Raw genomic sequence first — 13415 nt, forward strand, 5'->3', positions numbered from 1 at the left:
GCAAAGCTTGGGATAAGCAGGCTTTCCTCTAATTAGAGGAGAGCCTGCTTTGTTGCGTGTCCACACATAGATGACGTAGCGCGTGGATTTAATTTGAACCCTGCGATGAAATCGGGTAAGATGTAGGTACCTTTTTGCCGGAATGTTCATACGGTAGGAAGAAAGCTCTGAGAAACAATCATTTTGAGAACCAATTCAATGAAGAAGGAAGCGGTGTGTTCGTGCAGCAAGCAATCGCTATATTAGACTCCGGTGTGGGGGGATTGACCGTCGCCAAGGAAGTGATGCGTCAGCTCCCGCGGGAAAAGATCATTTATTTTGGGGATACTGCCCGGACACCGTACGGACCCCGTTCGTCCGAACAAGTAAAACAATTTACGGAACAAATCGTTGATTTCTTGATCCAATTCGATCCGAAGGTTATCGTTATCGCCTGTAACACAGCAACAGCAGCAGCGTTGGAGTATATCCGTGCCAAGGTGAATATGCCGGTCATTGGTGTTATACATCCGGGTGCGCGGGCCGCAATCACAGCGACACGTACAGGACGTATTGGTGTGATTGGTACCACGGGTACCATAGGTAGTGGGGCTTATACATCGGCACTCAAGCAGTTGTCCCCCTATATTGATGTGGTCAGTCAGGCTTGTCCGGCGCTGGTGCCGTTGGTGGAACAAGGTGAATTTCGTTCCGAGCACACGACACATACGGTGGAACAATCATTGGGCGAGATCAAACAACAGCCAATCGATTGTCTTATTCTGGGTTGTACGCATTATCCCTTTCTCATGGACACGATTCAGGAAGTTATGGGACAGGAAGTGAAGTTAATCAGTTCAGCAGATGAAACGGCACGTGAAATCAGTACGATTTTATATGACAAACGAAAGCTGGCCAGTGGGGATGAGACTCCGGTGCATCAATTTTTCTGCACGGGTGACCCGAGAATGTTCCAGAATATCACCCGTCGATGGTTGGGGGAGCAGATCTCCAAGACCCCTGTTGTCTGGCAGGTAACGCAATTATCATAGTTATACTCAAATTATGCATGAATAAGACTTTTAATTAATGTATTTTGGTTGTGGACTATCCCGGAACTGTGAAGTTCCGGGATTTTTTGTCGTCATTATGCATTAACCGGAGATAAACATGATTCTTGTCACATGACGGACAACCTGACCTGCATACATATGGTACAGACACGAAATCGGTCAGAACTGGACAGGAGACCTGTCTTTTCCTGTGGAAAGGAGAACAACATGGATCTACAGTGGATTATTGTTCAGCGGGGAGATACGTTGCCGCGAATTGCGTCAGCACACCATATGACCAAAGAGTTCCTTGCTGCACTAAACCCGGAAGTGGCTTCCCAGCCATACTTGCTGGCAGGTCAGATGCTGCGTATTGCCCCCGGGACAGGTCGCAGATACGCTGTACCGCCTGGAGAACGTGTAGGGGAGATTGCAGGGAGATTTGGTCTGGACGAAGAGGTGTTGCGCCAGGCCAATCCCGAAATCACCAATATAACCGACTGGGTTGGTCGCTGTATTCATATTCCGGCTTCGAATGGAAAAACTATTGTAAAGATTCAGGGAGAGTATGGTTATGGAGAATTAATCAGGGATATAGACAAGCTGGAGAATCAATACCCGTTTATTGAAACAGGGTCCATTGGAACAAGTGTCATGGGGAAGTCGCTGCCTTATTTGCGTATTGGGCAAGGGTCGAGACATATCCATGTTAACGCTTCCGTTCATGCGAATGAGTGGTTGACAACAGCAGTTCTGATGAAGTTTATCGAAGAGTATGCCGAGGCGTATAGTTCGCATAGGACATGGCATCAATACCAGACAGAACGCTGGATGCAAGAGACGACACTTTGGGCCGTGCCGATGGTTAATCCGGACGGGGTCGAACTGGTTCAGGAAGGTGTGGTCAATCAGCATCCACATGCACAGCAGTTGTTGGCCTGGAATGCCAACAGATCACATTTTACCCATTGGAAGGCCAACATCAGAGGGGTGGATCTGAATGATCAATTTCCAGCCCATTGGGATGAAGAAGCAGCGAGAAGAGGTATAACCTCACCTGGCCCCAGGGATTATGCGGGGGCAGCGCCATTGACAGAACCGGAGGCACAGGCGCTTGCGCAGTGGACGCAGCAACATACATTTGATGCGGTTGTCTCCCTGCATAGTCAGGGACAGGAGATCTATTGGAACTACCGTGATCTGGAACCCAGAGAGAGTGGACCGCTGTCGCGTAGACTCGCCAAAGCTTCCGGCTACAAGGCGGTGAAGCTCGGTGGCAGTGATGCCGGATACAAGGACTGGTTTATTCAAGATTTCGGTAGACCGGGCTTCACGGTAGAAGTTGGATTGGGTGTTAATCCGCTTCCCGTAGAACAGTTTGATGATATTTGTATAGAAGTGGGAATGTTGCTGGCTGAACTTTTATCCAATGGACAATGAGGCAAGACCCCGAATTACGAAGGTGTGAAACTTAACAGTAGATCATTCGTATAACAGGAACGGACGCCATGAGCGACGTTCCGTTTTTATTATTTTTGATAATGGCATGTTACGTCATTCGTTCTGAATGGTTTTCGAACGGGTAATGATGGATGTGCCTTTTCGGCGACATATATAATTATACGGAGGGATTCAAATGAAGTGGAGAAGACTGCTGTCGTTCAAACGATGGACACAAGTTTTCAAAAGGCTCCCCCGGCTGCTCCGGGCTCCGCAGATTCCTTTGGGAGAAAAGCTGTTGTTTATTATTCCAGCGCTGTTGTACTGGGTACTTCCTGACGTAATGCCCTTTATGCCCATCGATGATATCGGGGTCACTTTGATTCTGATGAACTGGTTTGTAAGCCGGGCAGAACGCAAATATCCTGTGCTTCAGGAAGGGGCTCCTTCTTAATTTGTGCCTAAATGGAGAGGTTTAACAATGAATTCGCATCAATGTTATTGCGAAGAGCGGTAACTTTCTTTACAATAGATGCTGTAGTTTAAGAATGCTGAAATTGTTGAAACCTGCAATTACAATATAGGAGATGAAGAGAATGAACTGCAAAATTACGCGTAATGCTGCTAAAGTATTGAAGCTTGAATTGGACAAGCCGGAGAACGAAGGAAAAAACCTGCGCGTTGTCATCACACATGCACATGGTGACCATGCTCACTACGGCCTGGATATTGACACACCAAAAGAAAATGATACAGTTGTATCTACCGATAAAGAGATTGATGTCATTCTCGCGAATGATCAGCCTTTGTTGAACGGTGTTAAAATTGACTACCTCTACTTCCCGGAAGAGGGATTTGTTATTACGAATCCGTCCCAAGGTAATCACGGCGACCACTAAGGGCGCGAAGAAGGGGAACTCATGGCTAACGATATCCGTGTATGCGAAAAGTGTAATCATGTCCGACTGAAATCGATTGTGCCCAAGTTGCAAAAAATGGCTCCAGACACGGAGATCAAGATTGGGTGCAAATCCTATTGTGGTCCTTGCGCGAAACGTGCGTTTGTCTTTATCAACGGTCGGTACATCAGTGCGCCGACAGAAGAAGAAGTGCTCGCCAAAGTCGCAAAGTTCGTGAAGTAATAGGATATAACAAGGTGAGTGGAGAAAACTGTCCACACATCAGAAAGGAGGGGCTACGTGCCTCTCCTTTTTTTTGCGTTTGGGTAGCAGTGAAAGGATGTGTTACTCCATAGCACCTTTGACCAACTCAGTAATTTGGAAGGTATCTTCTCGAATTTCAATGGCAATGACGGTAGTATCCTTTTTCAGAAAATGTACATGTCCTAGCCGTTCTTCCTCTAATTCCACCCATCCTGTATCCGCTAGCTTCTGAAAATAATCCATTGGCGGGTAGAGTCCTTGCTCACCCCCAATATGTTTCAGCTCATACTTAACACCTTCTTTAAGAGTGGGATGATCGGAATAAGCTATGTTTTCAATAAGTTTTGCATTGGTTGGAACCGGGATGTCTGGGTTCATGGATGACGCTGTATATCCTTCTATCTCGTATGTTGCAGGAGCGCAACCTTGTACCCAAATGAGCAAGGGCAACATGCAAAGTGTCAGTAATATTTTCTTCAATTAAATTCCTCCCGACTCACATGATTATCTAATAAACGTAGCGTGATCAACTAAAGTTACGATAAAAACACAAAAGAAGAATAAGGAAGGCTTGTGTTATCCATCCTAAAGGGGTAACAGGAACATGATAATCCCAAGGAGGAATACTCATGCCGAAGCGTTATGATTCCAGTTTGCAAGCCGATACCACTGTATCTCAGGCGCAAAATGCGGTGAACAAGCTTCATTATGCTGTATCTCAGGCCATGTCTCATCCGACGGCACAGACCATTGTACAGGCGGAACGACGTCTGGCACACACGGAGCAGGCGATGCGACAAGCAGAGCTTTCACTCGGAGGGCAAGGTGTTGAGTTGGCAGAGGAAATGTTCATCGAGGAGAAGAGAAGATTGAATTCAATCCAGAGTCAGCGCGGTCAAGGGAATTTATAACGTTCCTGTCACATCAGAACCCGCAGGGCAGCAATGCTTTGCGGGTTTTTCATATCTTTTGCAAAGACTCTGGGTCCATGGGTTTACTCCGACAGTATGTCGAATGGTCGCTTAAAATTTTGTGAGAAGGTTAATAGAACAAGAGCAGGCAAAATTCCATACGGGAGGTACAGAATGACAAAACATATTACAGATTGTACGATTCTGAACAACGGAGTAACGATGCCATGGCTAGGAATTGGAACATATAAAGCAAAAGGTAAGGAAGTACAACAGGCGGTTGAGACCGCTTTGGAGGTTGGATATCGTAGTATTGATACCGCGTCCATCTATGGCAATGAGGAAGAAGTGGGACAAGCTATTGCAAGCAGTGGTGTTGCCCGTAACGAACTGTTTGTGACGACCAAGCTCTGGAATGAGGATCAGGGGTTTGATTCAACGTTGAGAGCGTTTGAAGTCAGTCAGAAGGCACTTGGACTGAATGTGATTGATCTTTATTTAATTCACTGGCCTGGCAGAGATCAGTACAAGGAGACGTGGAGAGCATTCGAACGTCTATATAGCGAAGGAAGCATCCGTGCGATTGGTGTGAGTAATTTTCAAGTACATCATTTGCAAGATATCATAGATGAGGGTGGCACGGTGCCTGCGGTTAATCAGGTAGAGCTGCATCCGGGTCTGATCCAACAAGAACTGCAAGATTTCTGCGGGGCGCAGGGAATTCAACTGGAGGCTTGGAGCCCGATCATGAAAGGTAAGCTGAACCAAGAGTCCACCCTCAAAGCACTGGCCCAAAAATATGGGAAAACACCGGCACAGATCATTCTGCGCTGGGACATTCAGAATCAGATTGTGACGATTCCGAAGTCGGTTACTCCGGAGCGTATTCGTGAGAATGCGGACATCTTTGACTTTGAATTGACACCGGATGAGTTGAGACAGATTGATGCACTTGATTCCGATAAGCGGACGGGTCCACATCCGGATCAACTGTTCTGGGATTAAGTGGGTGAACGCTAATTGAATATAAGTGTTTGATGCACTACTTGTGGTTGTTCCGGTTACGGAATCGTTCTTCGTGGGTTTAAGATGTAAGCATAATCGGTCACACTAAGACACTACTTGTGCAGAACAATCTTACGATCGCCGTTATCCCCGGATTTTTTTGAAATTCCCTGTATCAAGGGAGAAATCCGGTGATAAATGCGAGCGCTCCGCTTCTCCAGCTTTTTTCTGCCCACTCCGTTATCGTGAAAATTATAAATCCATCTTTAAATTTGGTGGGTAATTAAGAAGCATATAAAAAAGCAGCAGGATCGGGGAGTGTCCCCTGATTCTGCTGCTTTTTGTGTGTGAAGTGGCTTAATTTTTTTTCGGGACTTCGCATCCGTCATCTGTGCAGATGCCACTGCCGTCTGTTTCTGTTGTGTTGGATTCAACCATGGTGAAAGGGGAACGGTCGTCCCATGCTTTTTGAATGGCATCCAGAAACACCTCGTCAGGCTGAGCGCCCGATACGGCGAACTTACGGTCGAATACAAAGAACGGTACACCGCGGATGCCGAGTTGCTCGCCTTCCGCTTGGTCAGCGCGGACATTGTCGGTGAATTGATCACTGGACAGCACTGCCGCAGCTGCGTCACGATCCAGACCTACTTCTTCTGCTAACTGAGCCAACACTTCAGTGTCGCCGGAGTGTTTACCTTCAATAAACACAGCTTGGAAGATTCGTTCACTCAGTTCAAGCGCTTTGCCTTGTGTGTCTGCCCAGTGTGTCAAGCGGTGAGCTGAGAAGGAGTTCGTAGGGATCATGGCATCGATATTGTATTCCAGTCCTGCCGTGCGAGCATTGGCATTCATCTGAGCATTCATACCTTTGGCCTGTTCCACGCTAATATTATATTTGGAAGCCAGATATTCCGTATTGGTTTTGCCTGGGTTCAATGCAGCATTTGGATCAAGCTCGAAGCTTTTAAATTGCAGCTTCACTTCATCACGGTGTGGAAACTGCTGCAATACATTCTCCAGGCGGCGTTTGCCGATATAACAGAAAGGACAGAGAAAATCAGACCATATCTCAATATTCATTATGTTAAACCTCCATTATCCTTTTAGTTGAAACTAATATAGTTACAATTATAAAGCCACTTTCTATAATTCGCAAGGAGATTACTTATTATCCCGATATGCCTTGGACCAATGGTACGGTTGAATCTCATCCAGTCTCTTAAAGAGCAGTTGACCAGAAGGATCGTATACGGCAGCTTTGACTTCTTCGCCCCAGTAAAATAATCGTTCCTGGCATACACCACAAGGTGTAAGGACCTTGAATTCTGAATGCTCGTCATCACGAGTGATACAGAGGGAGTGGGTGACACGTTCGTTCAATTTGTGGGCTTCCAGATAAGCTCCTGTTTCCATGCACAGATGCGTGGCATCGTTGATGACCTCTGGAGCTACACTAATCAGCAGCGATCCAGCTTCGGTATAGACGGCACCCGCACCGCCCCATCCCTGAGGATAACGTTGCTTCACAAATTTTGCGGCTTCTTCGAACAATTGCTGTTCAATATTGAGTGGTTCAGTGTGTGATGTCATGTAATGCAAGTTCCCCTTTTTAAATCCAATTCAATTCATTTCGTGTTTTTGTTTAGTTTGTCATTACGATATTGCTCATTGCGGTGTTGCTGTTGAACTGTCTTCCTCTCGAAAGCGCTGAATCAAATCATAGGTAATGACCGTGTCCGAGACATGCAATCGTTTGGTTGCTTCATCATGACCGGGGCGGCAAGCATTGATGTCCGTTTTGCCGCGTGTGGACAGGTCATAACAAGCACCGCTCTCATAGATATAATCATCCGATGGAATATAGAATACAGAACCATCCGAGAATGTGCCATTACGCAGCACAACCGTACGCCCAGACCCGTCATATACGTCGTTACCCATGTGATAATAGGACTGGTCGGATAAGCCTAGCAAATGCAGTACGGAAGGCGTGATGTCCAGTTGTCCCGAAGGTTCGTTGATGGTTCCGGCAGCTGCTCCGTCCGGTAAATGCACGAGCAGGGGGACCTCGTTCATGATCTGTGCCATATCCAGTTCGTTCAGTGAACGTCCCAGGAACTGTTCGTATTGTGATTGTTCCTTAATCGAGTTGTCGTGGTCTCCGTAGAACATAAAAATGGTATTTTCCCATAATCCCCGATTTTTCAGATCCTCGACCATCTTGCCGAGCGCCGAATCCACGTAATGAACGGATTGCAGATAGTTACCAAACATGGTCCCCTGGAACTCGCCTACATCCAGTTGCTGTTTCTCTTTAGGCAGGGCGTATGGATGGTGACTGCTGAGTGTAATGAGGAAGGAATAGAACGGTTCGGTAACCTCACTGCTCATTTTCTCAACGGATTGGCGGAAAAAGGATTCGTCAGACAGGGACCAGCCAAGCGGGTCATCCTGTGCAAAATCATTTTTACTATAAAACTTGTCGTACTTCATGTTCTGATACATCGTATACCGATTCCAGAAGCCGCTCTCATAAGCGTGAAATACGTTGGTGCTATACCCGTTATCCTTCAGAATGGAAGGAAGTGAATCATACGTATGGTCTGCATAACGTACAAACGCTGATCCAACCGGAAGTGGATGTAGGGAAATGTTTGCACCAAAATCGGCATCTGACGTTCTGCCCTGACCGGTCTGGTGGTAAAAGTGACTATAATACTGACTTTCCTTCATCAGTTCATTAAAATGCGGTGTGATCTCCTGACCGCCAATGCTCTGACCAATCATGAAGTTCATAAAAGCCTCACCCTGAACAATGATGACATTGCTGTCTTTATATTTGCCAAACAAGGCATCATTCTGCGGGGCAGTTCCTTGCCTTTCGGCGAAGAATGCCTTTGCTTGTTCAACATCAGCGGGGTCAGCCTGCGGCCCGGAGCCGATGTGGTCTTTGGCATAGTTGTAAAGATCATAACCGTGAAAAGCGAGCAGTCCGGTCACATTATACATGGATACATTCCACCAGTTGTTATCAAACAGGCCTTTGGCCCATGTTTTACTGTAGAAATAAATCGGGCCGACCGCGAGGCCAAGTCCCAGCACAAGGGCAATGCTGCCAGCTGTGAGACGGCGGCGTAAGCGTGCCTTGCCATCGTTGTGCGAATAACTCCCGTAGCCATGTAACGACGCACTGGAGTGCTTCGAACGGTAACGTCTGCTGAACAGTACGATAGCTGCGAACGGAATGACGACAAGCCAATCGGCAAAGAACCAGAGATCGCTTGTGTAGATCAATGTAGCGATACTGTCACCCAAAGCGTCAACTTGTCTGGCTTGCAACAATACCGGGATCGTCAAGAAATCCTGGAAATAGCGATAATACACCATATCGGCGTAGATTAGTGCGGTAAGCAGTAGATTGAGCACTGCGAGAGACACGATCATGCCCCTGCGTGGCAGCCACCAGGTCCAGAAGGACAGGAGTAGTAAAGATCCAATGGCAATGACTTTATCCAGCAGTCCCATCGTAATGTTATAAGCGTGAAGATTGTGATGGAGCCACATGAGTTTGAGCAGCATAAGCACAAGAAAAATAAGATATAACGTTAGTGGATGATTTAGAAGCCCGCGTGGCATGGAGCTGCGCGTAGGCCGAGTGACAACCATATGTATGTCCTCCTTGCATTTGTTGTTTTGTTATCGGAATGTAAAATAGGGCTCCATCCATTATAGCGTGGCCTCATGTGTTTTCAACTATGCCTCAGAAGAATTGATTTCTGGGGAAGCGAAGACCGAAGTCGGTGAATTCATATGACCAGAAAGCGCACAAAAAAAGCGCCCCGGCCATGGATGGCAGGAGCACTTTAGATTCGAAATAATTATGAAGATTGTGGTGCTTTATTTCGTGGGGGCAGTGGGCCCAAATACTGATAGTACTGGGTTTCAATTCGTCCGTTGAACAACTTGCGACGTTTGTCTGCCTTATGACCGAAATACTCCTCGAAAGCTTTGGTCGATGTGATTGCAAAAAAGGACCATGTTGGCATGTCGAGGTAACTGCGCCCTAATGAGCGGAGCAACTTCTGAACTTCTTTTTCTTCACTCAAACGTTCACCATATGGGGGATTGGTAATGATAACACCATAGTCACCCTGTGGTCTTGCGCGATGAGCGGGCAGGACGCTGACTTCAATATCTTTGGCAAAGCCAGCACTTTTGATCGCTGCCATAGCAACTTCAATCGCTTCAGGATCAATATCGCTACCTGAAATTTGTAACGGGACATCGTCACGTACAGCATCGAATGCTTCTTCGCGCGCCTGTTCCCACAATTCTTCAGGAATGACAGCCCAGTCCTCAGAGTTGAAGGTCCGACGAAGTCCTGGTGCAATGTTCCAGCCGATCATAGCGGCTTCGATCAGCATTGTGCCTGATCCACAGCATGGGTCATAGAATGGACGGGATACATTCCAGCGACTGAGCTGAATAAGAGCTGCAGCAAGCGTTTCTTTGAGAGGCGCTTCGGTAACGAGTTTACGATAACCCCGTTTATGCAAACCTGGTCCCGTTGTATCTAAAGTAAGCAGGGCGCGATCGTTCAGCAGAATGACCTCAATCACATAACGAGACCCATCCTCTGGGAACCACTCCGTGTCATAAGTCAGCTTCAGTTTCTCTACGATTGCTTTTTTCACGATCCCTTGTGATGCAGGCACACTGCTTAACTGGGATTTTTGAGAACGACCCTCTACAGGGAATTCGCCATCGGCTGGAATCCACTCTTCCCAAGGTAGTGCTTTGGTGCCTTCAAACAATTCGTCGAAAGTCGTGGCAGGGAATTCACCCATTTTCACCAATACGCGATCCGAACTTCTCAGCCACAGGTTACAACGGCAAATATCAATATAATCTCCTGTGAAGAAAACCCGGCCATTGTCGATCGTAACATCTTCATACCCCAGTTGCTTCAGTTCCCGGGCAACAACAGCCTCGAGTCCCATCGCCGAGGTTGCAATCAATTGCAATTGAGCCATGTGATTCATTTCAACTCCATTTCAAGCTGGAGAAGGGAAATCCTTCTCTCTGCTGTATAGTAACGGTGCGGCCTTGCCGCTTTCCGTGAAAAAACTTACAATGAGAAATGCGGTGAACGTATGCACGCCTCTTCGAAGTGATGCATCAGTCAACCGCCTGTGTTGATAACAAACATTTATTATAGAACATTGGCATCCATATGGAAAGCAGTCCAAGTGTCCAAGGAGGATTTTAGTGGTGAATCTGACCCCTGATGAATATGTAAATCAATTATTTCAAGAGGATGAGCTTTTGCTGAAAGTGAAAGAGGCCATCCGTTCGAACGGTATGCCGGAAGTTTCGGTTGCGGCGGCATATGGACGATTGCTCACGTTTCTAGCGAAGACATCCAAAGCAGAAGCTGCGCTCGAAATCGGCGTGCTGGGCGGTTACAGTGGGATCTGCATTGCGCGTGGTTTGCGTGAGAATGGAACCCTGACTTCGCTGGAACTGAAAGAGGAATATGCGGCAATGGCGCGTGGTCATCTGGAGGAAGGCGGTTTTGGCGAAAAGGTAGAGTACCGTATTGGCCCGGCGGCAGACAGCCTGGAGCAATTGGAGCAGGAAGGTCGCACATTTGATTTCTTCTTTATTGATGCAGATAAGGAGAATTATCCGGTATATCTCGATTATGCCATTAAGCTGGCCCGGCCAGGTGCTGTTATTGTAGGTGATAATTGTTTCCTGCGTGGTCGTACACTGAATCCGGACAAGCAGGGCCCGGCCGTGCTTGCTGTTCGTCGTTTCAATGAACAGATGGCAAGTGACCCGCGCCTGGTGACGACCATGTTGCCGGATTACGATGGGCTGGTACTTGCCTGGGTGAAGTGAAAGTGAAAATTTCCTAAAGATAAAACTCCGATGGAGCACGATCTCACGCTTTTATATTTGTGAGGGGGCGTGTTCCATCGGAGTTTATTTAGTGTGAAAAATATTGATTGTTGAGAATGAGTTTTTATTGAGGTTTATCTAAAAATGAATTGATTTTTTAGTGAAGAAGAAGAGATCATAACTAACATTCAGATAATTTTATGGTAACATTGTATATAAGAAGTTATAAATTTCTATATATGGAGGTGTTGAATTGAGACCTTTATTTATTTTTCTTTCTTTGCTTCTGATCTCAGGTTTCGTATTTCATTTTCTTAACGTATACACGCCCTTTTTAATATTGCCAGTTTATATTTTACTTATTGCAACCCTAGTTTTCTTTGTTGTTTATCTGTTCAGGTTTTATTTAACTAAAAAAATAATCATAAAATCTAAAAACACACAAAGAAAGAGATGACAACATTTTGAATGACAGAAAATGTGCCGTCTCTTTCTTTGTGTTTACAGATATCGTTGTAGTAATTTTATTTATACTTCAGGTGTTCCGTACGTTTCAAACCATTTTTTGATGGTGTCAAAATCATCACTGAAGGACAAACCCAGCATCAATAATACACGAGCTTGTTGTGGACTCAGGTTGTCGCCTGCAATGATACCTTTGCCGCCGCCGTACACACTTCCTGAACCCGTCCGAGTGGTGGTCACAAAGATGACACCTTCTTCAATGGCCTTGGTACGAGCTTGTCCCATAGCTCTGGAGATGCCACCAGCTCCGGTACCGGAAGTCACAATTCCTTTGGCACCGCTGCTCACGAATCCTTCAATGGCTCCCCCGCCAGCTTCTTGATATGAGATCGCAATTTCTACTTTCGCCAGATCTGCCTTTGTGATTTTACTTAGATCAAATACGGGCTTTGCTGTGCCTTCAGGTTTCAAGGCACGTGCAGGAGCACGGTAGATTCGGATATTTTCTTCATCAATATATCCTACAGCGCCGAGCATGGGCGTTTCAAACGTATCTGTCCGATAATCATTTGTCTTGGTTACACCGCGAGCAAGCTGGATTGTGTCATTCAACATGAGTACTGTGCCGAATGAAGTGGTACGACCACTGCCTGCAAGTTTGATGGCGTTGTACAGATTGGCTTGAGCGTCAGAACCGATGACGGTCCATGGACGCATGGAGCCTGTGATCACGACAGGTTTGTCACTCTGAACAGTCATATCGAGGAAATAAGCGATTTCTTCCATTGTATCTGTACCCGTGGTAACGACAACACTATCATACGTTGCCAGAGCTTTGTCTACCGTCTGCGACAAGTCATAGAGGTCGGTCATGCTATAGGAACCTGAACCTGAGTTTCCGAATTGGAGCGTGCTAACATCGGCAATCTTCTGTTTATCCGGTAAGGCGTCTACCATCTCTCCAATGGGAAGTGTACCTGCCTTGTAATTCTGGAAGCTGGTGGCATCCTCGGATTGACCGGCAATCGTTCCGCCAGTTCCAATCACCAATACATTAGGAAGTGCAGATTGTTTGGAAGAGTCTGGTATTGCAGGAATGGAAGTATTGCGAGCCGGAGTAGTAGTTGCTGTCTGAACAGCACCTGTTGTGCCTTTCACCTCTACCGTAGCTGCGTGCGCGGCGTAGGTTCCAATGGGGGACAACGAGATGGTCAATGCTGTTAAAGCTGCGGTACTCCATACGGCCCAGGGACGAAGATTGGATGTTTTACTCATGAATAGCACTCTCCTTCAAGTAAGTGTGATGTTAAGTTTGTTAAGAAGAATATGTATACCATTTCAAATTGATTGTATTTTATGTTAAGTAATATGACAAATATAGATAACAATAGAGTAATCGGTTACATTCATAGATAATGAGAGTAAAATGATTGTTTATAAGGAATTATGAAAGATTATTCATTCTGCTAGAGATATATAAGAGCTGGTTTTAG

General features: G+C 46.2%; 14 protein-coding genes. 8 read left to right on the top strand and 6 right to left on the bottom strand.

The features are described from left to right. Nucleotides 1–221: 221 nt before the first annotated feature. The 5 genes from racE (at nt 222) to EL84_RS16225 (ending at nt 3613) form a co-directional block, all read left to right on the top strand. Nucleotides 222–1031 (top strand): glutamate racemase, encoded by an 810-nt coding sequence (gene racE / locus EL84_RS16205; RefSeq protein WP_036610949.1) that lies wholly within the window; start codon nt 222–224, stop codon nt 1029–1031. Nucleotides 1032–1259: 228 nt separating this feature from the next. Continuing rightward, nucleotides 1260–2471 carry a M14 family metallopeptidase gene (locus tag EL84_RS16210; RefSeq protein WP_047842354.1) on the top strand — a complete coding sequence of 404 codons (1212 nt, stop codon included), beginning with the start codon at nt 1260–1262 and terminating at the stop codon, nt 2469–2471. Nucleotides 2472–2667: 196 nt separating this feature from the next. Continuing rightward, on the top strand, nt 2668–2925 hold the full coding sequence (locus EL84_RS16215; protein ID WP_017689423.1) for a hypothetical protein: 258 nt from the start codon (nt 2668–2670) through the stop codon (nt 2923–2925). Between the two features lie 142 nt (nt 2926–3067). Then, on the top strand, nt 3068–3370 hold the full coding sequence (locus EL84_RS16220; protein ID WP_017689422.1) for a heme biosynthesis protein HemY: 303 nt from the start codon (nt 3068–3070) through the stop codon (nt 3368–3370). A gap of 21 nt (nt 3371–3391) precedes the next feature. Beyond that, nucleotides 3392–3613, top strand: coding sequence for a DUF1450 domain-containing protein (locus EL84_RS16225; protein WP_017689421.1), 222 nt, complete (start codon nt 3392–3394; stop codon nt 3611–3613). A gap of 102 nt (nt 3614–3715) precedes the next feature. On the opposite strand, the gene EL84_RS16230 is transcribed toward EL84_RS16225, so the two are convergent. Continuing rightward, nucleotides 3716–4114 carry a hypothetical protein gene (locus tag EL84_RS16230; protein ID WP_047842355.1) on the bottom strand — a complete coding sequence of 133 codons (399 nt, stop codon included), beginning with the start codon at nt 4112–4114 and terminating at the stop codon, nt 3716–3718. Nucleotides 4115–4263: 149 nt separating this feature from the next. Here EL84_RS16230 and EL84_RS16235 point away from each other — a divergent pair, with 149 nt between their 5' ends. Together EL84_RS16235 and EL84_RS16240 are read left to right on the top strand one after the other, a co-directional pair. After that, nucleotides 4264–4545 (top strand): hypothetical protein, encoded by a 282-nt coding sequence (locus tag EL84_RS16235; protein ID WP_047842356.1) that lies wholly within the window; start codon nt 4264–4266, stop codon nt 4543–4545. A 174-nt stretch (nt 4546–4719) separates the two neighbouring features. Beyond that, a complete protein-coding gene (locus EL84_RS16240; RefSeq protein ID WP_047842357.1) occupies nt 4720–5550 on the top strand; it encodes an aldo/keto reductase in 831 nt (276 codons plus the stop codon). Between the two features lie 357 nt (nt 5551–5907). Here EL84_RS16240 and EL84_RS16245 read toward each other — a convergent pair whose 3' ends face one another. From EL84_RS16245 to EL84_RS16260, 4 genes are all read right to left on the bottom strand, one after another. After that, nucleotides 5908–6633: a DsbA family oxidoreductase gene (locus EL84_RS16245; protein WP_047842358.1), complete on the bottom strand. Its 726-nt coding sequence runs from the start codon at nt 6631–6633 to the stop codon at nt 5908–5910. Between the two features lie 81 nt (nt 6634–6714). Continuing rightward, the gene (locus EL84_RS16250; protein ID WP_047842359.1) at nt 6715–7143 is read right to left on the bottom strand and encodes a cytidine deaminase; all 429 of its coding nucleotides are present in this window, start codon (nt 7141–7143) and stop codon (nt 6715–6717) included. A 75-nt stretch (nt 7144–7218) separates the two neighbouring features. After that, on the bottom strand, nt 7219–9219 hold the full coding sequence (locus EL84_RS16255) for an LTA synthase family protein (protein ID WP_053061514.1): 2001 nt from the start codon (nt 9217–9219) through the stop codon (nt 7219–7221). A gap of 212 nt (nt 9220–9431) precedes the next feature. After that, entirely contained in the window at nt 9432–10586 is a 1155-nt protein-coding gene (locus EL84_RS16260; protein WP_047842360.1) for a THUMP domain-containing class I SAM-dependent RNA methyltransferase, read from the bottom strand. A 238-nt stretch (nt 10587–10824) separates the two neighbouring features. On the opposite strand from EL84_RS16260, the gene EL84_RS16265 reads away from it, so the two are divergent. Next, nucleotides 10825–11457, top strand: coding sequence for an O-methyltransferase (locus EL84_RS16265; RefSeq protein ID WP_036670998.1), 633 nt, complete (start codon nt 10825–10827; stop codon nt 11455–11457). Between the two features lie 528 nt (nt 11458–11985). On the opposite strand, the gene EL84_RS16270 is transcribed toward EL84_RS16265, so the two are convergent. Next, nucleotides 11986–13197 (bottom strand): asparaginase, encoded by a 1212-nt coding sequence (locus tag EL84_RS16270; RefSeq protein ID WP_047842361.1) that lies wholly within the window; start codon nt 13195–13197, stop codon nt 11986–11988. Between the last annotated feature and the right edge of the window lie 218 nt (nt 13198–13415).

Origin of the sequence: Paenibacillus sp. VT-400 (genome assembly GCF_001029205.1) — a bacterium.
GTDB lineage: Bacteria > Bacillota > Bacilli > Paenibacillales > Paenibacillaceae > Paenibacillus > Paenibacillus amylolyticus.